The 19,910-nt window shown below is 61.2% G+C and carries 19 protein-coding genes; 9 read left to right on the top strand and 10 right to left on the bottom strand.

What is annotated here, in order from left to right; all coding sequences use genetic code 11:
* Positions 1-29: 29 nt before the first annotated feature.
* The 5 genes from sdhD to Q8O29_RS09640 all read right to left on the bottom strand — a co-directional run bounded on the left by sdhD (position 30) and on the right by Q8O29_RS09640 (position 3,653).
* The gene (gene sdhD, locus Q8O29_RS09620) at positions 30-395 is read right to left on the bottom strand and encodes a succinate dehydrogenase, hydrophobic membrane anchor protein (protein ID WP_305562201.1); all 366 of its coding nucleotides are present in this window, start codon (positions 393-395) and stop codon (positions 30-32) included.
* A gap of 29 nt (positions 396-424) precedes the next feature.
* Positions 425-868, bottom strand: coding sequence for a succinate dehydrogenase, cytochrome b556 subunit (sdhC, locus tag Q8O29_RS09625; RefSeq protein ID WP_305562203.1), 444 nt, complete (start codon positions 866-868; stop codon positions 425-427).
* Between the two features lie 199 nt (positions 869-1,067).
* Positions 1,068-2,639, bottom strand: coding sequence for a cryptochrome/photolyase family protein (locus Q8O29_RS09630; RefSeq protein WP_305562205.1), 1,572 nt, complete (start codon positions 2,637-2,639; stop codon positions 1,068-1,070).
* Between the two features lie 44 nt (positions 2,640-2,683).
* Entirely contained in the window at positions 2,684-2,872 is a 189-nt protein-coding gene (locus Q8O29_RS09635) for a DUF2256 domain-containing protein (protein WP_305562207.1), read from the bottom strand.
* Positions 2,873-2,882: 10 nt separating this feature from the next.
* Positions 2,883-3,653 carry a GntR family transcriptional regulator gene (locus Q8O29_RS09640; protein ID WP_305562209.1) on the bottom strand — a complete coding sequence of 257 codons (771 nt, stop codon included), beginning with the start codon at positions 3,651-3,653 and terminating at the stop codon, positions 2,883-2,885.
* A 216-nt stretch (positions 3,654-3,869) separates the two neighbouring features.
* Between Q8O29_RS09640 and Q8O29_RS09645 the strand changes: the two genes are divergently transcribed.
* The 5 genes from Q8O29_RS09645 (at position 3,870) to Q8O29_RS09665 (ending at position 10,299) form a co-directional block, all read left to right on the top strand.
* Positions 3,870-4,856: a malate dehydrogenase gene (locus tag Q8O29_RS09645; RefSeq protein ID WP_305562211.1), complete on the top strand. Its 987-nt coding sequence runs from the start codon at positions 3,870-3,872 to the stop codon at positions 4,854-4,856.
* A 20-nt stretch (positions 4,857-4,876) separates the two neighbouring features.
* Positions 4,877-5,866 carry a CoA ester lyase gene (locus tag Q8O29_RS09650; protein WP_371134194.1) on the top strand — a complete coding sequence of 330 codons (990 nt, stop codon included), beginning with the start codon at positions 4,877-4,879 and terminating at the stop codon, positions 5,864-5,866.
* A gap of 40 nt (positions 5,867-5,906) precedes the next feature.
* Complete coding sequence (locus Q8O29_RS09655; protein WP_305562215.1) at positions 5,907-6,545, top strand: hypothetical protein; 639 nt, start codon at positions 5,907-5,909, stop codon at positions 6,543-6,545.
* Between the two features lie 50 nt (positions 6,546-6,595).
* Positions 6,596-9,235 (top strand): bifunctional aconitate hydratase 2/2-methylisocitrate dehydratase, encoded by a 2,640-nt coding sequence (locus tag Q8O29_RS09660; protein WP_305562217.1) that lies wholly within the window; start codon positions 6,596-6,598, stop codon positions 9,233-9,235.
* A gap of 86 nt (positions 9,236-9,321) precedes the next feature.
* The gene (locus Q8O29_RS09665) at positions 9,322-10,299 is read left to right on the top strand and encodes a hypothetical protein (RefSeq protein WP_305562219.1); all 978 of its coding nucleotides are present in this window, start codon (positions 9,322-9,324) and stop codon (positions 10,297-10,299) included.
* Positions 10,300-10,329: 30 nt separating this feature from the next.
* On the opposite strand, the gene Q8O29_RS09670 is transcribed toward Q8O29_RS09665, so the two are convergent.
* From Q8O29_RS09670 to Q8O29_RS09690, 5 genes are all read right to left on the bottom strand, one after another.
* Entirely contained in the window at positions 10,330-10,704 is a 375-nt protein-coding gene (locus tag Q8O29_RS09670; RefSeq protein ID WP_305562220.1) for a type II toxin-antitoxin system HigA family antitoxin, read from the bottom strand.
* A 37-nt stretch (positions 10,705-10,741) separates the two neighbouring features.
* Positions 10,742-11,125 (bottom strand): MarR family transcriptional regulator, encoded by a 384-nt coding sequence (locus Q8O29_RS09675; RefSeq protein WP_305562222.1) that lies wholly within the window; start codon positions 11,123-11,125, stop codon positions 10,742-10,744.
* Positions 11,122-11,400: a DUF6516 family protein gene (locus tag Q8O29_RS09680; RefSeq protein WP_305562224.1), complete on the bottom strand. Its 279-nt coding sequence runs from the start codon at positions 11,398-11,400 to the stop codon at positions 11,122-11,124. Before Q8O29_RS09680 ends, Q8O29_RS09675 begins: the two co-directional genes overlap by 4 nt.
* 126 nt (positions 11,401-11,526) lie before the next feature.
* A complete protein-coding gene (locus tag Q8O29_RS09685) occupies positions 11,527-11,910 on the bottom strand; it encodes a hypothetical protein (RefSeq protein WP_305562226.1) in 384 nt (127 codons plus the stop codon).
* Between the two features lie 15 nt (positions 11,911-11,925).
* Positions 11,926-12,429 (bottom strand): pyridoxamine 5'-phosphate oxidase family protein, encoded by a 504-nt coding sequence (locus Q8O29_RS09690; RefSeq protein WP_305562228.1) that lies wholly within the window; start codon positions 12,427-12,429, stop codon positions 11,926-11,928.
* 537 nt (positions 12,430-12,966) lie between these two features.
* Between Q8O29_RS09690 and serC the strand changes: the two genes are divergently transcribed.
* From serC to Q8O29_RS09710, 4 genes are all read left to right on the top strand, one after another.
* The gene (gene serC / locus Q8O29_RS09695) at positions 12,967-14,049 is read left to right on the top strand and encodes a 3-phosphoserine/phosphohydroxythreonine transaminase (RefSeq protein WP_305562230.1); all 1,083 of its coding nucleotides are present in this window, start codon (positions 12,967-12,969) and stop codon (positions 14,047-14,049) included.
* Entirely contained in the window at positions 14,042-15,241 is a 1,200-nt protein-coding gene (locus tag Q8O29_RS09700; RefSeq protein ID WP_305562232.1) for a phosphoglycerate dehydrogenase, read from the top strand. The genes serC and Q8O29_RS09700 overlap by 8 nt, the downstream gene beginning before the upstream one ends.
* 104 nt (positions 15,242-15,345) lie before the next feature.
* Positions 15,346-18,237 (top strand): aconitate hydratase, encoded by a 2,892-nt coding sequence (locus tag Q8O29_RS09705; protein ID WP_305562234.1) that lies wholly within the window; start codon positions 15,346-15,348, stop codon positions 18,235-18,237.
* 42 nt (positions 18,238-18,279) lie between these two features.
* The gene (locus Q8O29_RS09710; RefSeq protein ID WP_305562236.1) at positions 18,280-19,449 is read left to right on the top strand and encodes an FAD-dependent monooxygenase; all 1,170 of its coding nucleotides are present in this window, start codon (positions 18,280-18,282) and stop codon (positions 19,447-19,449) included.
* The last annotated feature ends 461 nt before the right edge of the window (positions 19,450-19,910 follow it).

Consider the following 19,910-nt stretch of genomic DNA (forward strand, 5'->3'; position numbering starts at 1 on the left):
TGCAGCCGGGATGGGCTTGAAGGCTTGGTTTACAGGCGCCACAACACCTGGATGCCCCAGCCGGCGCAGGCCAGCAGCCAGACGATGGTGGCGACTTCCAGCGACAGGCGCAGCCACGCCGGCTTGACATAGTCCATCCAGATGTCGCGCATGCCAACCCAGACGTGATAAAGCAGGGCGATGATGACGGTGAAGGTCAATACCTTCATCCACTGCGCCGAGAAAATGCCGGCCCATTGGTCGTAGCCGATCGGGCCCTTGCTGAAAATGACCTGGGCCAGCAGCAGCACGGTGAACAGGGCCATCAGGGCGGCGGTGATGCGCTGGCTGAGCCAGTCGCGCAAACCGTAGTGGGCGCCGACAACGAGGCGTTTGGAGCCGTAATTCACGGACATGGGGTGCTCCTTCTTGTTGTTAGTCGTATTCAATAGAGGCCGAAGAGCTTGGCGCCCAGCACCAGCGTCAGCAGGATGCTTGAGGCCAGCGTGATCAGCGCGGTGCTTTTGCCGAACTCATTGCTCAGGGTGTGGGTCGCGTCCATGTAGAGATGGCGCAGGCCAGCGATGAAGTGGTGCAGGTAGGCCCAGATCAGCGCCAGCGCAACCAGCTTCCAGACAAAACCCGGCAGGCCCAACATGCCGATGTTGAAGGCCGCTTTGAACCGCTCGAAGGACAACTCCGAGGAAGTGGAGGTGTCGAACATCCAGATGATGAAGGGCATCAGCACAAACATGATGGCGCCGCTGGCACGGTGCAGGATGGACACCCAGGCCGCCGGTGTCATGCGGTAGGTGGTCAGGTCGGTGAAGGCGTTGATGTTGCGAAACTCAGGCCGCTTGGGACGCTGTTTGGATGCCAGCTCTGTCATTGTTTGGCTTTCGTGGGAGGTCTGGTAACTGCCTGGTAACTGCGTTGCAATTACACGTAAAAACATGTGAATTCTATTGCAATGCAGCATCGATCCCGTCCCGCGTGCTGCATGCCCAAAATATTTTGTCGAAAAAATCGTGCCCGACAGTTCAATAAGGTCACTTGGCGTGAAATGAAGTGCGAAGCTGACACGATGTTTACAACTTGTCGAGATTGGCCAGCATCTGCGCGGCCTGCGCCTTGACCGCCAGCCTGTCGTCGGCACTCATGCGCTGCAGGTTCTTCACCATCAGCGCGGTGCGCGGGTTGCCGGCGAAGACCGGCTCGTGCCGGTCCAGGAAATTCCAGTACAGCGTGGTCATCGGGCAGGCCTGGGGGCCGGTGCGTGTTTCGGGCTGGTAACTGCAGCCGCTGCAATAGTTGCTCATGCGTTTGACGTAGGCGCCGCTGGCGACATAAGGCTTGGATGTGAAGCGCCAGCCGTTGGCAAACAGCGCCATGCCTGCGGTGTTGGGCAGTTCCACCCATTCGACGGCATCGACATAAACGGCCAGGTACCAGTCGCACAAAGCTTGCGGCTGGATCTGGGCGGTGATGCCGAACATGCCGGTGACCATCAGGCGCTGGATGTGGTGCGAGTAGCCGTTAGCCAGCGTCTGGCTGATGCACTGGCGCATGCAGTTCATGCGGGTTTCGCCGGTCCAGTACCAGGCCGGCAAGGGCTGATGGTGGTCAAAATGGTTGTCCGTCTTGAGGGCCGGCATGTCCAGGAAGTACACGCCGCGCATGAACTCCCGCCAGCCGAGCACCTGGCGGATAAAACCTTCGACGCTGGCCAGGTTCAGGCCGCGCTCGCGCCAGGCCTGCTCGGCTGCGTGGATCACCTCCAGCGGGTGCAGCAACTTGAGGTTCAGTGAGCTGGAGAGCAGCGCATGCCAGCCGAAGTCAAGATGCGTCCACATCGCGTCCTGGTGAGCGCCGAAGCCCGGCAGTCGGTGTTCCACGAAGTCGGCCAGCGCCTCCAGGGCTTGCGCGCGGGTGACTGGCCAGTTGAAGCGGTGCAGTTCCCCGGGGTGGCCGGCAAACTGCCGATCGACCAGGGCGATCACGTCCCGGGTGATGCCGTCCTGCGCGAACACGATGGGTCGGGGCACGTCCTGCGGCCCGGCCCGACCGAAACCCTTGCGGTTCTCGGTGTCGTAGTTCCACTGTCCGCCTTCGGGCTTGCTGCCGTTCATCAGCACCTTGTAGTGCTGGCGCATGGTTCGGTAGAAAAACTCCATGCGCAGGCTGGCGGACTGCCCGGCCCAATGGCGAAACCGCGCCGGGGTGCAGAGAAAATGCCTGTCCTCGCGCCATTCGATGGCGGCCTGCGTCGCGCCCGTCCGGGCGGTGCCCGTCTTGAGGGCTGCGTCCAGGCTCTGGCGCACCCGCAGGTCACCCGGCTCCACCCCGATCACTCGCTGCGGGAGGTAGCACGCGACGGCGGCAAGCAGGCCGTCGGCCAGGGTGGCATCCGCCTGCTTGTCCAGCGCCCTGTAGCTGAGCGGCCAGCCGCGTTGTGACAGGGTCTGCGCAAAATGGCGCATGGCTGAAAGAAACAGCACCGTGCGCGCCTTGTGCGACCAGACGTGGGTGGATTCTTCGCTGGCCTCAATCATCAGCACCACGTCCTGGCTGGCGTCGAAGCCGTCAAAGGCGGCCGACGCCTCGTCAAGCTGGTCGCCCAGGATCAGGATCAGATGGCGGCAGGTGGGGTGAGAAGGCATGGGGTGATTTTGCGAAATTCTTCGCGGCAAGCCGGCTGCCGGGGTCAGAGACCCTGGGCTCCGCCGGGAGGTACGCGGGCCTGGCTGTTTGTGCGTTTGCCATCGCGGCAGGCGTCGGAGCAGTATGTCACCGCGTCCCATGTTTTGGCCCAGCGTTTGCGCCAGCTCATGTCGCGCCCGCAGGCAGCGCAGGGCTTGACCGGAAGAAATGCCTTGTTGCCTTTGAATGCCATGGCGGAAGAACTAGCTCAGGGTGTTGTGGTAGTGGTGCGTGTCGGTACGGTAGTAGCCGCGGCGCAGTTCCATGGGCACGTCGTTGTAGGTGTAGGCGATACGCTCCACACTCAGCAGCGGCGTACCGTGCGCTACTTTCAGGAGCAGCTCACGCCCGTCCGACGCGGGCTCGGCGCGGATTTTCTCGTCAGCGCGGACCATGCGCACATTGAACTCGGTTTCGAACAGCGCATACATCGGGCCGTGATAGTCGGCCAACCGTTCGGCGGTCAGGCCCTTGAAGGGCGCGGCCGGCAGCCAGAGGTCTTCCAGGATGGTCGGTATGCCGGCAAAACTCAGCACGCGGCGCGCATGCAGCACCGCGTCGCCGGTGCGCAGCGCCAGGATGCGCGCGATCTCGGCACTGGCGCGCGCGCGCTTGCAATCGATGATGTCGCGCTGGGCCGGGCCTTCGCTGCCCGGCGTGCCGCTGTCGGGCACCAGCTTGAGGAAGCGAAACTGCACATGCTGCGCGGCATGGGTCGCCACAAACGTGCCCTTGCCCTGGCGGCGTACCACCAGGTTGTCGGCGGCCAGCTCGTCAATCGCCTTGCGCACCGTGCCCTGGCTCACGCGGTAACGCGCGGCCAGGTCCATCTCGGACGGGATCGCTTCACTGGGTCTCCATTCGCCCGACTGCAGGCTTTGCAAAATCAGGCCCTTGATCTGCTGGTACAGCGGGCTGAAAGCCGGCGTGGCACCTGCAAAATCGTCGGCGGGCGAAGGAGGAAGGGCGGCCATGGGGTGTGTAAATGGTTCGTCCCAATCATATCTTATATAAGACATAAGACAAATTGACGCCTGCGGGTTTTCGAGCGTAAAATCTTGGGCTGAGCCAACGCAAAGCCGGCCCCGCAGTGACCCCGTTCACATGTTTTTTCCGGGTGCTTCCAGCGGCGCAAGACACCTCGCCCGACCTTAATCCAACGATTCACAACTTTCCTGGAGTTTTCCATCATGAGCAAAAAACCCGTCCGTGTTGCCGTCACAGGCGCCGCCGGCCAGATCGGCTACGCGCTGCTATTTCGCATCGCTTCCGGTGAAATGTTGGGCAAGGACCAGCCTGTGTTTCTGCAACTGCTGGAAGTCCCTGTCGACGGCCCGCAAAAGGCACTCAAGGGCGTGATGATGGAACTCGACGACTGCGCTTTCCCGCTGCTGGTGGGCATGCAAGCCCACGGCGACCCGATGACCGCTTTCAAGGACGCCGACTACGCGCTGCTCGTCGGTTCACGCCCGCGCGGCCCCGGCATGGAGCGTGCCGAACTGCTGGCCGTCAACGGTGCCATCTTCACGGCCCAGGGCAAGGCCCTCAACGCTGTTGCCAGCCGCAATGTCAAGGTGCTGGTGGTCGGCAACCCGGCCAATACCAATGCCTATATCGCCATGAAAAGCGCGCCCGACCTGCCGCGCAAGAACTTCACCGCCATGCTGCGCCTGGACCACAACCGCGCTGCCAGCCAGCTCGCTGCCAAAACTGGCAAGGCCGTGGCAGACATCGAAAAACTCACCGTCTGGGGCAACCACTCGCCCACCATGTATGCCGATTACCGTTTCGCCACCATCAAGGGCGAAAGCGTCGCCAAAATGATCAACGACCAGGAGTGGAACGCCAACACTTTTCTGCCTACCGTCGGCAAGCGCGGCGCGGCCATCATTGAAGCGCGCGGTTCGTCGTCGGCTGCTTCGGCTGCCAATGCCGCCATCGACCACATGCGCGACTGGGCGCTCGGTACCAATGGCAAGTGGGTCACCATGGGCATTCCGTCGGACGGCCAGTACGGCATCCCCAAGGACACCCTGTTCGGCTTTCCTGTCACCTGTGAAGGCGGCGAATACAAGCTGGTCGAAGGCCTCGAAATCGACGCTTTCAGCCAGGAACGCATCAACAAGACCCTGGAAGAGTTGCAGGGCGAGCAGGCCGGCGTGGCGCATTTGCTCTGATTGCGCAGAAACCCGCTGTGGTGACCCACCCTCGCGACATCCTCCTTGGCGCCCAGGCGCAAACCGGCTTGTTGCCGGTTTGCGACCACTACAGCGGCGTCGAGGCCCGAATGCGCAAAAGCCTGCAACTGCAGGCCGAGATGAGTGAGGAGTTCGGTACTTGCGTGTTCGACGTGACACTGGACTGCGAAGACGGCGCACCCGTCGGCGGCGAGGCTGAGCATGCGGCGCTGGTGGCTTCGCTGGTGGCCCAGGCCGGCGAGGGCGCCCGCGTGGCGGTGCGTGTTCATGCGTTGGACCATCCTGCATTTGAGGCCGACATCGGCGCGATTGCCGGCACGGTCGGACACCGCTTGAGCCACCTGATGGTGCCCAAGGTCGAGTCTGCTGTGGACGTTGACCGTGTGGTGGCTGCGCTGGCGGCAGTGTGCTGTGAGCAACTGCCCATCCATGTGCTGCTGGAGTCGCCTGGCGCGGTGCACCGGGCCTTCGAGATTGCGGCGCACCCGCGCGTGCAGTCGCTCAGTTTCGGTCTGATGGATTTTGTCTCCAGCCACGGCGGTGCGATTCCGGCCAGCGGCATGAGCAGCCAGGGCCAGTTCACGCACCCGCTGGTGCTGCGCGCCAAGCTGGAAATCGCCGCCGCCTGCCATGCGCACGGCAAAGTCCCCTCGCACTGTGTTGTCACCGAATTCAGTGACACTGCAGCGATGAAGACTGCGGCCGGCAAAGCCGCGCGCGAGCTGGGCTACACCCGGATGTGGAGCATCCACCCGAGCCAGATCCGGCCCATCCTGGAAGCCTTCGCACCAGATCAGCGTGAGATCGAAAACGCTACAAAAATAATCGCTGCTGCCGCCCGTGCCGACTGGGCGCCCATCAGTTTTGACGGCCAGTTGCACGACCGTGCGAGTTACCGCTACTTCTGGCAGGTGATCACGCGCGCCCACCAGACTGGCCGTGTGCTGCCACCCGAGATGCAGGGCTACTTTGCCGCTGTGCCTCATTGACGTTGTCGACCGTTCCGGCCCATTGCTCCCAAGGACCCTCATGAGAATTTTTCTTGCCACCGCCATGATGTTTGCAGCGCCGGCCCTGGTGCTGGCCCAGACGGCGCCGGCCGCCAAACCTGCCGCGCAGCCAGCGACCAAGGCGGCTGCCCCGGCGGCCGGCGCCAAACCTGCAGCCAAGTCCCGCGCGCCGGCCAAGCGCGCGGCGGCGGTCAAGTCCGTCGAAGAGTCCATACCCATCGACGACGATCCCAATGTCACCCTGAGCCCGGAAGACCTGGAAATGGCCAAGCGTGTGCACGTCGGCACCTTCCCCTGCGAATTGGGCGCCTCGGTGACCATCACCCCCAGCGACAAACGTCCCGGCTTCTTCATGGTGCGCAGCGGTCTGATGCGTTTTCGCATGCACCCGGTTGGAAGCCGCACCGGTGCGATTCGCCTGGAAGACGGCCGCGCCGGCGCGATGTGGCTGCAGCTCGGCAACAAATCCATGCTGATGAGCCAGAAGATCGGCCAGCGCATTGCCGACGAGTGCATGAGCCCTGACCAGGCCACGTTTGCCGAGGAGCTCAAGCGCAACCCGCGCCCCAGCATTCTTGACGCCCTGCCGCCTGCAACGGCCGGAGCTGGCACGGCTTCTGCTGCACCCGCCATGCCCGCAGCATCGGCCCCGCGTTAGGCAGTCGACGTCACGCCTTGATCGTTTTTTGAGTACAAGAGAGAGAAACCATGATGTCCGAGTTCATTTCAAGCTACCGCAGCCATGTCGCCGAGCGCGGCGCGCTGGGCATTCCGCCGCTGCCGCTGTCTGCCCAGCAAGCCGGCGACGTGATCGAGCTGCTAAAAAATCCGCCCAAGGGTGAAGAAGCCTTTTTGGTCGAACTGATCACCCACCGCGTGCCGGCCGGTGTCGACGCTGCGGCCAAGGTCAAGGCCAGCTACCTGGCCGCTGTGGCGCATGGCAGCGAAAAGTGCAGCCTGATCTCGCGCGAAAAAGCCACGCAGTTGCTGGGCACCATGCTGGGTGGCTACAACATCAGCCCGATGGTGGAGTTGCTGGACGACGCGGAAGACAGCGTCGCCATGCAGGCCGCCAGCGGCCTGAAAAACACGCTGCTGATGTTTGACCAGTTTCACGACGTCAAGGAAAAAGCCGACAAGGGCAACAAATACGCCAAGGCCGTGCTGCAAAGCTGGGCCGATGCCGAGTGGTTCACCAGCCGCCCGGAAGTGCCGGAATCGATCAAGCTGACCGTCTTCAAGGTGGCTGGCGAGATCAACACCGACGATTTGTCGCCCGCACCTGACGCCTGGAGCCGCCCCGACATTCCGCTGCACGCGCTGGCCATGCACAAAAATGCGCGCCCCGGTCAATCACCCGAGTCATTGCCTGAAGAAGACGGCAAACGCGGACCGGTCAAGTTCATCGAAGAACTCAAGGCCAAGGGCAACCTGGTGGCCTATGTGGGCGACGTGGTGGGCACCGGCTCTTCACGCAAGTCGGCCACCAACTCGGTGTTGTGGTTCACCGGCCAGGACATTCCCTACGTGCCGAACAAGCGTTTCGGCGGTGTCTGCCTGGGCGCAAAAATCGCCCCAATTTTCTACAACACCATGGAAGACTCGGGCGCGCTGCCGATCGAACTCGACGTGAGCCAGATGGGCATGGGTGATGTGATTGAGTTGCGTCCCTACGACGGCAAGGCGCTGAAAGACGGCAAGGTCATTGCCGAGTTCAAGCTCAAGAGCGATGTGTTGTTTGACGAAGTGCGCGCCGGTGGTCGTATTACGCTGATCGTCGGCCGTGGCCTGACGGCCAAAGCGCGCTGGGCGCTGGGTCTGCCGGTTTCTACCTTGTTCCGTTTGCCGCAGCCGCCGGTGGCCAGCGAGCGCGGCTTCACACTCGCGCAAAAAATGGTTGGTCGTGCGGTTGGTCTGCCTGAGATTGACGGTAAGGGCCAGGGCGTGCGCCCCGGAACCTACTGCGAACCGAAGATGACCTCGGTCGGCTCACAAGACACCACCGGCCCGATGACGCGCGACGAACTCAAAGACCTGGCCTGCCTGGGCTTCTCGGCCGACCTGGTGATGCAGTCCTTCTGCCACACCGCCGCTTACCCCAAGCCGGTCGATGTGAAGATGCACCACGAGTTGCCCGAGTTCATGAGCGACCGGGGTGGCATTCCACTGCGTCCTGGCGACGGCATCATCCACAGCTGGCTGAATCGCATGTTGTTGCCTGATACGGTTGGTACCGGCGGCGACAGCCACACACGTTTCCCGATTGGCATCAGCTTTCCGGCAGGCTCCGGCCTGGTCGCTTTTGGCGCTGCTACCGGCGTGATGCCGCTGGACATGCCTGAGAGCGTGCTGGTGCGTTTCAAGGGCGAGATGCAGCCCGGCATCACCCTGCGCGATCTGGTCAATGCGATTCCGCTGTACGCCATCAAGGCCGGCCTGTTAACCGTTGCCAAGCAGGGCAAGATAAACATCTTCTCTGGCCGCATCCTGGAAATTGAAGGTTTGCCCGATTTGAAGGTGGAGCAGGCGTTTGAACTCAGCGATGCCTCGGCCGAGCGTTCCGCCGGCGGCTGCACGGTGCACCTCAACAAAGAGCCCATCATCGAGTACATCACCAGCAACATCACCATGTTGAAGTGGATGATTGCCACGGGCTACTCCGACGTGCGCACCATCAAGCGCCGCATCGCCGCCATGCAAGCCTGGCTGGTTGATCCGCAGTTGCTCAAAGGCGACGCCGACGCTGAATACGCCGCCGTGATCGAGATCGATCTGGCCGACATCCACGAGCCTATCGTGGCCTGCCCGAACGACCCTGACGACGTGAAGACTTTGAGTGATGTGGCCGGTGCCGTGATTGATGAAGTGTTCATCGGCAGCTGCATGACCAACATCGGCCACTTCCGCGCAGCCTCCAAGCTGCTGGAAGGCAAGCGCGACATTCCGGTCAAACTCTGGATGGCACCACCGACCAAGATGGACGCCAAGCAGCTGAGCGAAGAAGGTCACTACGGCGTGCTCGGCTCTGCCGGTGCGCGCATGGAAATGCCGGGTTGCAGCCTGTGCATGGGTAACCAGGCCCAGGTCAAAGAGGGCGCCACCGTGTTCTCGACTTCGACCCGCAACTTCCCGAACCGCCTCGGTAAAAACGCCAATGTGTACCTGGGCAGTGCGGAACTGGCAGCCATCTGTTCCAAGCTCGGCCGCATCCCGACCAAAGCCGAGTACATGGCCGACATGGGTGTGTTGACGGCTGCCAGCAGCACCGTGTACCAATACCTGAACTTTGACCAGGTCAAGGATTACACGGACATGGCGGATACCGTGAAGGACAGCGTGCCGGCTTGATTTTTATATCAATTCGACGGTAATGAACAAGCGGCCTTCGGGCCGCTTTTTTTGTGGCATTTCATTTAAACATCTATGCTTGATGTATGACCGTAATCGTTAACACCATTTGGGGCGGAAAAGTTTGCCAAATAATGGATCGTCAAATATCCCGCTCCGGGAGGCTTCGGCAGGTTGAAGTCGTCGACACTGCTTCTGTAAAAGTGTGTGTTGTGCGATGTTCCAATGCTTTATTTTCTATTGCTTACACTGGCATTGCTGTGGCTCACGGACAATGGATGGATGCGATAGTCGCACGTTGTCTGGCTCATCGCCCCCTTTCGGAGGCGATGATGCAACCCGGTAGCCGTTGGCTGCTGAGACCATTGCATGTAGTCATGCGCGAATTGGCGATTAATCTGAATGGTCGGCTTAACTCAGATAACCAAACACGCATTGCATCAATTCAATTCTCAATTGCTGGTTGGCATTTGGGGCGAAATCCACAACCTTTCTTATGGGATTTGTTGCGTGATCCCCCGGAGAAAAACGGCATGCGATATTTTCGATTGCAGCGCCAATCAATCGGGAAATTTCTTCGCGCATATCCATCGGGATTACACGTTGAATCCCTTGGAGATATAGGTGCCATTGTTGATGAGAGATTGCGGCTTTTGGAGAAGGTGGATGGCTTTACTCATGATGACGTCGAACGCCACATACGAGATGCCATCAGTGCAAGATCAGAACAAACTGCGACTGTCGGCAGATCTGTCCTTGCTGTTCAGCTTGATCCAAGAGATGCCAACGGCCAAGTCACGTTCACTAATTATCCAAATTTGGAAGACAATTCCCGACCGCAGCTTCAATCCGGTTGGACGCTTAGTCCGTTTATGGTTTGTTCACCTAGCGCTAGCTCCACAGTGGGTGCTGCATACAGTTCATGTTCGAAATATGTCGAGGGAGGATATATGGATGTAAAAGCAAACCTCCATGTAAGAACGAGATTGCCTATCGAGGCAGTTCATCATGGTGGACCGGTAGCCTTATCCTTCAGCACACAGAGTCGTAGGCCTGTGCTCTGAACAGCTACAGAACTTGGCTGCCAGTCATCATCACGCCACCTCCCTCAACTCATACCCGGCAATCAACAAGTCCGCAGGCAACTCAAGCCCTGCAGATAGCCGGCGAATCATCTCCAGTGACAGGGGCCGCACACGGTTCAACACTTCGGCCACGCGGGCGCGCGAGCCGATGTATTGCTCCAGGTCTTTGCGGGTCAACTGGCGCGCTTCCATCACATGCAGAAGCAGGCTGACCGGGTCCACTTCGGGCACGGCGATGTGTTTTTTTTCATATTCTTCGACCAGCAGGCTCAGCACTTCCAGCTCGTCTGCTTCGGGGGACTTGGGCTTGGCGTTCCAGACCGCGTCAATGCGTTGCAGCGCCGCGCGGTGGTCGGCTTTGGTGTGGATTGGGTGAATGTTCATGCTGGCCTAACAGGGAGCCGACATCGATGACACACAGTCAGGCCACTACCCGCTCCGGCAACTTCATATCCACCACAATCTCCGACCACGGCACGTAGACGCGCCCGTCGTCGCCGCGCTCCACCGCCATCCATTCGATCAACTGGTTCACGTCGGTGTGTACGTTCTTGTAGTCGCGGCCCAGACGGCGTGCGAGTTCGGCCACGGTCAGTGGGCCGGCTTGGCGCAGGGCTGCGATCAGCTCCCAGCGTTTGGGTGTGAAGGCGGCGAGCATCTGGCCGATCTGCTCAAAGTTCACGCCGAAGTGGGGCTGTACTTTCTCGCCACGCGCCACTGCCTTCATGGTCGCGACGGCCCGATTGCCGGCTTCACGCAGCGATTCACCCACGGTCACGTTCAAAATTTGGTTGTTGCTTGTCATTGCAGGGCCTCCACGTCGCGGAGAAAATCCGCCATCAGGGTTTCAATATCCACAAATTTGTACGGCAACTCAGCTTGCCCAAGATGCTTGTGGTCGCCCTTGCCGCGCTCATTGTCGTAGCCCACCACGCGTTTGCCGTCGCGCACAAACACCAGCCGGTACTTAAATGCATGCTCGGAAGGGGGCACCGGCTCGGGCACACGCCACACCACCATCTCGACTATGCCGCCGCCATGCACGGAGCGCGTTTTAAGAAGGAGTTCGGCTTCTGGCATATGGCATATGGCATTTTGTGCCATAAAACTATGGCATGTCAAGCCATAGTTGGGGCGATGCACGACCCGGTTGCGAACAAAGTTATAGCTGCTATTGCCCTTATTAAAAGAGTTAACGCGCTACCGCTACAACCCGTCCGGCAGCGGATCAACAATACGCACTTCCGAGCCATCGACAAACTTCACGTACCAGAACTCCGGCGCTGCTGGCTGGTTGGGCCGCACATGGCTGACGTTGCCGGGGCAGATGTACAGCGTGCTGGCGCCGTCGTCCGGCGTGGGCGCCAGATAGTGGCGCTTGCCGGCCACCATGCCGCCTATGCTGCTGACCACGGTGCCTATCGACTCAGTGACCGCATTGACCACGCTGCCCTGCCCAAGCATGTGAATGGTGGTCTGGCCGATCAGTCCAGCGCGTGAGGCCTCTACATACAGCACCGCCGAGGTGTTGATGCGCAAGTCATCTGGCGCCGTCGGGTCGGTGGCCTTGTTGAATGCAATAAAGGGCATGGCTGTTGCAGCGCATCAGGAGAGGTGCAGCTCTTTGTGCTCGGACATGTTCTTCGGCGGCTCGCCGGTCACGGCTGATTGGGCCATCTTGAAGAGCTGCGTGAGCTTGCTGTCCTTGGCGTTCCAGTACTCGGCATGGGTAATCCGGACTTCCAGCAGCGCCAGGTCAGGGTCGGTTGCACCGCCTGGAAACCAGGCTTTGACCAGGGGCGTGAACAGTGCTTCCTTTTTGGCGGCGTCGTCTGAAAATTGCGCCGTACCGGCGATGGACACGTAGTTGTCGGCGCCGGTGTCGGCATACGACACGTTCACATTGCTGTCGCTGCGCAAGCGGGTCGCCATTTCGCTTTTCTGCGAGATAAAAAAGTACAACACGGAGTTTTCGTCCATGGACTTGTTCTGCGTGGTCAGCGGGTGGCCTTGCAGGCTGCCATCGCTGTGGCGGTGCGTCAGCATGCCGAATTTGATGTCCTTGATCAGGTCCCACAGGGTTTGCAGGTCAGAAGTGGTGTTGCTCATGCGGATTCCTTGAAGTTGGTCTGGTTGAGGTGACTGACCATCTTGGGATTGGCGGCGGTGCCTGCTCATCGGCCAGCGCGCCTGCTGCCTGTCAGTGCAGGCCGACAGGCGGCTTTGATGCGCTTCTGTGGATGGGCTCTGAGGCTGCTCGCTTGCTGCGTGTTGTGCCTTGTTGCAACGCCGTTTGCTATCAAAAATATAGCTACTTGCGCAATCGGGACAAGGGCTGAGGCCGTATTTGATGCTCATCCCGCTCGGGGCAGCCGAAACCGCCCCTGTGGCAACGTGCGCATGCGCGCTGGCGTCCAGGGGCCATCAGGCTGGCGCCAGCAGCTAGCGCAACATATGGGTGGTCAGCGCAGCCGCCATGACCTGGGAGGTAATCGACCGGGGGCACCCGGTCGGGAATCATGGCGCCATCACCGCAGCCTGACTGGTGAGGTCAACGGGCGCGCAGGACTTTCTTGTATGCTGTGCGGTCTGGCCCCTCAGGGGCGCCGGGCCGATTCCCATCATCCCTCCTGGAAAGTCCTCTTCATGACACGCGCCTTGAATTTCAGTGCCGGACCGGCGACCCTTCCTGAACCCGTGCTGCGGCAGGCGGCCGCCGAAATGCTCGACTGGAACGGCTCCGGCGTGTCGGTGATGGAAATGAGCCATCGCGGCAAAGAGTTCATCGCCATCCACGCCGAAGCCGAAGCCGACCTGCGCGAACTGCTGGCGATTCCTGCCAATTACAAGGTCTTGTTCCTGCAGGGCGGTGGACTCGGGCAAAACGCCTTCATCCCGATGAATTTGCTGCGTGGCCATGCCGGCGCGGATTTCATCAACACCGGCGAGTGGATGAAAAAAACCATCAAGGAAGCCAAAAACTACTGCAAGGTCAATGTGGCCGCCACAGCAGAGGCCAGCGGTTTCACCAGTGTGCCGAAGCAGGACACCTGGAAGCTCGACCCCGACGCTGCCTATGTGCACATCTGCTCGAACGAAACCATTGGCGGTGTCGAATACCACTGGACGCCCGACACCGGCGCCGTGCCGCTGGTGGCCGACATGTCGTCCAACATCCTGTCGCGCCCGGTCGATGTCAGCCGCTACGGCCTGATTTATGCGGGCGCGCAAAAAAACATCGGTCCCTCGGGCCTGACCCTGGTGATCGTGCGCGAGGATTTGATCGGTCAGGCCATCCCGCACACACCTTTTGTGTTTGATTACAAGCAGCAGGCCGACAACGACTCGATGTACAACACGCCGCCGACTTACGCGATCTACATCGCCGGGCTGGTGTTCAAACACATCAAGTCGCTGGGTGGACTCACGGCGATGGAAGCGCACAACCGCAGCAAGGCAGCGCTGCTGTACGACTATCTTGACGCGACCACCTTCTACAGCAACCCCGTGGCGCGCGAAGACCGCTCGCTGATGAACGTGCCCTTCAAGCTGAAAGACGAGTCGCTGGACGAGGCCTTTCTCAAGGGCGCTCAGGCACGCGGCATGGTGCAGCTCAAGGGCCACCGCTCGGTGGGCGGCATGCGTGCGTCGATCTACAACGCAATGCCGGTCGAAGGGGTGCAGGCGCTGGTGGCCTACATGAAGGAGTTTGAGGCCGACTGTGGCTAAGCCGCCGGGCGCGCGTTTGAACATTCTGGTGCTCAACCAGATATCGGCCAACGGCCTGAAGCGCCTGCCCGCAGAGCGTTACAACATCGGCAAGGACATTGCCGCGCCCGACGCCGTTCTGGTGCGCTCGGCCGACATGCACGCGCTCGACATTGCGGCCAGCGTGCAGGCGATTGCCCGCGCCGGCGCTGGCACCAACAACATCCCGGTGGCGGCCATGAGCGCGCGCGGCGTGCCGGTGTTCAATGCGCCGGGCGCCAATGCCAATGCGGTCAAGGAGCTGGTGCTGACCGGCATGCTGCTGGCCGCGCGCAATATTGCACCCGCCCTGCGTTTTGTGGGTGGCCTCGACCCGGCCATGGCCGACATGGAAAAAGCGGTCGAAGACGGCAAGAAAAACTTTGCCGGCTTTGAGCTGGCGGGCCATACGCTGGGCATTGTCGGTCTGGGCAAAGTCGGCTGCCTGGTGGCCGACGCCGCCATCAAGCTGGGCATGAACGTGCTGGGTTACGACCCGGACATCACGGTGGATGCGGCCTGGAGTCTGCCGGCCCAGGTCAAAAAAGCGGCCAGCGTCGAGGACGTGTTGAAGAATGCCGACTTTGTGACGCTGCACGTACCACTGGTGGCGGCCACGCGCGACCTGGTCAATGCCGACAAGCTCAAGCTGATGCGCCCCGGCGCAGTGCTGCTCAATTTTTCGCGCGAGGGGGTGGTCAGCCACAGCGCCGTGCTCACCGCGCTGGACGCAAAAAAGCTGGGCGGGTACGTGTGCGACTTCCCCTCGGCGGCGCTGAACCACCATGCGGGCGTGATCGCGCTGCCGCACCTGGGCGCCTCTACCCGCGAGGCCGAAGAAAACTGCGCCATCATGGTGGCCGAGCAACTGCGCGACTACCTGGAGCACGGCAATGTAGTCAACGCGGTCAACTTTCCCGCCGTGACCATGGCGCGCGAATCGGCTTACCGCTTGGCGATTGCCAACGCCAATGTGCCTAACATGCTGGGGCAAATTTCCACCGCCATGGCGCAGGCCGGCCTGAACATCCACAACATGGTCAACAAGTCGCGCGGCGACATGGCTTACACCCTGGTCGATGTCGAAAGCCCGGTCAGCGAGGTCGTGCTGGAGCACTTGCGGGCGATTGACGGGGTGCTGGCCGTGCGTTACCTGCCGGATTCCGGGGTTTAGACGCTGGTTCTTTGCTTCGGCTGCCAAGTCCTACAGACATTGCGGACAAGGCTTGTAACATGACAATAAGCAGTCGCAAAAATCCCCAAGCCCAGGAGGCAGTCATGGCCCACGAGTTCGCAGCTACCCTCAAAACCTTCACCACGGCGTCTGGCAAAACCGGCAAATTCCATTCGTTGCCGGCACTCGCCAAACAATATCCCAAGATATCCCGACTTCCGGTGTCCATGCGCATCGTGCTTGAGTCGGTGCTGCGCAACTGCGACGGCAAAAAAGTCAGCGCCGAACATGTGCGGCAACTGGCCAACTGGTTCCCCAATGCCGACCGCACCGAAGAGATTCCGTTTGTGGTCTCGCGCGTGGTGTTGCAGGATTTCACCGGTGTGCCTTTGCTGGCCGACCTGGCCGCCATGCGCAGCGTGGCCATCAAGCTGGGCAAAAACCCGAAGCGCATCGAGCCACTTGTTCCGGTGGACCTGGTGGTGGACCACTCCATCATGGTCGACTATTACGGCAAAAAGAATTCGCTGGATCTGAACATGAAGCTGGAGTTCCAGCGCAACCGCGAACGCTATGAGTTCATGAAGTGGGGCATGCAGGCGTTTGACACCTTCGGCGTGGTTCCACCGGGCTTTGGAATTGTCCACCAGGTTAATTTGGAGTATTTAGCCCGTGGTGTGCACAAACGGGCTGATGGCGTGTACTACCCTGACACGCTGGTTGGCACCGACAGCCACACCACCATGATCAACGGCATTGGTGTTGTCGGCTGGGGTGTCGGTGGCATCGAGGCAGAGGCCGCCATGCTGGGCCAACCGGTGTACATGTTGACGCCTGATGTGGTGGGTTTTGAGTTGACCGGCCGCTTGCGCGAAGGCGTCACGGCCACCGACCTGGTGCTGCGCGTGACCGAAGCACTGCGCAAGGAAAAAGTGGTCGGCAAGTTTGTCGAATTCTTTGGCGAGGGAACACGCACGCTGGCGCTGCCAGACCGCGCGACGATTGCCAACATGGCGCCCGAGTACGGCGCAACCATGGGCTTTTTCCCGGTCGATGAAAAAACCATTGACTACTTCACCGGGACCGGCCGCACCAAAGCCGAGATTGAAGTCTTTGAGGCCTACTTCCGTGCGCAAGGCCTGTTTGGTGTGCCGCTGCCTGGCGACATTGATTTTTCGCAGGTCGTCCATCTCGACCTTGGTGATGTCACCCCCAGCCTGGCCGGCCCCAAGCGTCCGCAGGACCGCATCGAGCTGGGCCAGGTGGCGAGTCAGTTCGCCTCGCTGTTCAGTAAGCCGATTGCCGAGAACGGCTTTAACCAGCCAGCCAGCGTGCTGCGCACCCGGCATTTGCTGCGCCACACCGACGACCGCGGCTCTGAGGCGCTGCCAGCATCGCCGCCCACGCCGGTGGGCGCGCCGCGCATGGTGGTCGAGATGGAGGGCAGCCGACCGACCTTGGCCTCGGCAGTCGGTGCGCATGCGGAACATGCCACGCCGGTGTCCAAAACTGCAGGCGTCAGCATAGGTAGCGGCGATGTGCTGATTGCAGCGATCACCAGTTGCACCAACACCTCCAACCCCAGTGTGCTGTTGGCGGCTGGCCTGCTGGCCAAAAAAGCCGTGGAGGCGGGACTGAAAGTGCAGCCGCACATCAAGACCTCACTGGCACCGGGCTCGCGTATCGTCACCGAGTACCTGACCCAGACCGGTTTGCTGCCGTATCTGGAAAAGCTCGGCTTTGCACTCGCCGGTTACGGCTGCACCACCTGCATCGGCAACGCCGGGGACCTGACGCCCGAGATCAATGAGGCCATCAACACCAGTGATCTGGTGTGCGCGGCGGTGCTGTCGGGCAACCGCAACTTCGAGGCGCGCATTCACCCCAACCTGAAGGCCAACTTTCTGGCCAGCCCGCCACTGGTGGTGGCTTATGCGATTGCCGGTACCGTGCTGCGCGATTTGATGACCGAGCCTGTGGGCAAAGGCAAGGGAGGCAAGGATGTTTACCTCGGCGACATCTGGCCGACCAGCGACGAGATCTACAAACTTATGAAGTTCGCCATGAACGGCAAGGCCTTCCGCGAGAACTACGCCAAGGTCAAGAGCGAGCCGGGCAAGCTGTGGGAAAAAATCAAGGGTGTGGAAGGCACGGCCTACACCTGGCCCAAGAGTACCTACATCGCCGAGCCGCCGTTCTTCAAGGATTTTGCTATGAAAAACATAGCTGCTGACGCAGACTCCACAAGGACTACAGGCCAAAAAGATGCGGTATCTGTGAAAGGTGCGCGCATCATGGCGCTGTTTGGTGACTCCATCACCACCGACCATATTTCGCCCGCCGGCGCCATCAAGGCCAGCTCGCCAGCCGGCCAGTGGCTACTTGCGCACGGCGTGCAAAAAGCTGACTTCAACAGCTATGGTGCGCGACGCGGCAACCACGAGGTGATGATGCGCGGCACCTTTGCCAATGTGCGCATCAAGAACCTGATGATCCCGGCCGGTGCGGACGGCTCGCGCGAGGAGGGCGGTGTCACCTTGTATCAACCGGGCGGGGACAAGATGTTCATCTACGACGCGGCCATGAAATACCTGGACGAAGGCATGCCCACCGTGATTTTTGCCGGCGAGGAATACGGCACCGGCTCGTCACGCGACTGGGCCGCCAAGGGCACACAACTGCTGGGCATCAAGGCCGTGGTGGCGCGCAGCTTTGAGCGCATCCACCGCAGCAACCTGGTCGGCATGGGCGTGTTGCCGCTGCAATTCAAGCCCGGTGACTCGTGGCAGACCTTGCGCCTGACCGGCAACGAGGTCATCGACATGTTGCCCGACCCCGACCTCAAGCCGCAAAGCGAAGCGACCTTGACCGTGACGCGCGCCGACGGCACGCAGCAACAACTGCAGCTCATCCTGCGCATCGACACCCCGATCGAGGTGGACTACTACCGGCACGGCGGTATTTTGCCGTTTGTGCTCAGGCAGTTGCTCGCGTGACAACGCAGTTCGGGCAGGTGTTATCAGCTTGAACTGCCGGAGATGCAATTGCAGGCGCTGATCGCCGGTGGTGGCATAGGCGGGCTGGCTGCGGCGCTGACCACGGCGCGCGCTGGCTGGGATGTGCGGCTGTACGAGCGCGCACCGGCTTTCAGCGAGGTCGGCGCCGGCGTCCAGCTCGGACCCAATGTGGTCCGGGTGCTGCATGGCTGGGGGTTGGCGGACGGCCTGGCCCGCGTCGCGACCTTTCCACGGCAACTCGAAGTGCGCAGCGCGCTCTCGGGCGACACGCTGGGTCGGCTGCGGCTTGGCGAGGCGATGGCGCAGCGTTACGGCGCGCCTTATGCCACGGTGCACCGTGCCGACCTGCACGCGCTGCTGCTTGATGCAGTGCGGCGGGCTGGCGTGAACCTCAAGCTCAACCACACCCTGAGCCGGTTTTCGCAGGACGCAGGCGCCGTGACTGTGCAGAGCGGCGACGACCCGCCGGTAGAGGCCGAGGTACTGGTGGGCGCCGACGGCCTGTGGAGCCCGGTGCGCCAATGGCTGCTGGGCGACGGGCCGCCGCGCAGCACCGGCCACCTGGCCTACCGTGCGCTGGTGCGGCAGGCCGATCTGCCGCAGGCGCAGCGCTCCACCGATGTCACCGCCTGGTTGGGCCCGCAGTTGCATGTGGTTCAGTACCCGGTGCACGGTGGCGAATGGCTCAACGTCGTGGCCATCGTGCAGGGTAGTGCGCCCGGAGACCTGGACAACTGGGACCGCGGCGCCGAGGCTCAGGAGCTGCTTGCCGCATTGACAGGGACTTGCGTGCCGATGCAAAACCTGCTGCGCGCCATTCCGGCGTGGCGGCTGTGGGCGTTGTGTGATCGCCCGCCGATGCAGGGCGCGTACCAGCAAGCGTTGGGCCGTGTGGCGCTGCTCGGCGATGCGGCGCACCCCATGCGGCCTTACCTGGCTCAGGGCGCGGGCATGGCGATTGAAGACGCGGCCGAACTCGGCCGTCTGTTGGCGCAAGCGCTGGACGTGCCGACCCTGCTCAACCGTTATGCGTTGAACCGATGGCAGCGCAATGCGCAGGTGCAGAAGCGGTCCATTCGCAATGGGCAGATATTTCATGCGAGCGGGGTGGTGCGTTGGGGTCGAGATGCTTCGATGAAGCTGCTTGGGGAGCGGGTGCTGGATGTGCCGTGGCTGTATGGCGGGCCTTGAGTTGCTATTTATTTGATAGCTGCTTGCGCTTGTGGGATAAGGGCTGGTGAGGTTTTTTTCTCATAAATTCGAGGCTGCGTCGGTCGAAGCTGTGTTTGCAACCGTTCGGGCTGAGCTTGTCGAAGCCGCTTCTTCTTCCTGCGTTTGTGCCTCGCCCGCCGGGGCGAGACCCGGCTTGTAGGCACACTCCAGCAGTACGGGCTATCCAACCTGGATCCCGGATCAAGGCCGGGATGACAAATCAGATCAACGAACGGCTCACCACGCTATCAATTCAGTAGCTGCTTACGCTTATCCTCCAAGGGTCAATGGCCGATTCCCCTACTCTTACTGTGTCATAAAATATGCTATTATTTCAATAGCATCAATTCTGACCGGAGGCTTTATGGACGCAGCCAAGGAGTTCAATCGTTACATCTCTCATTTGTCCGAGGGACTCGGGCATGCTGACCGCCACGCGG

This window comes from Polaromonas sp. (assembly GCF_030689685.1).
Lineage (GTDB): Bacteria > Pseudomonadota > Gammaproteobacteria > Burkholderiales > Burkholderiaceae_C > Polaromonas.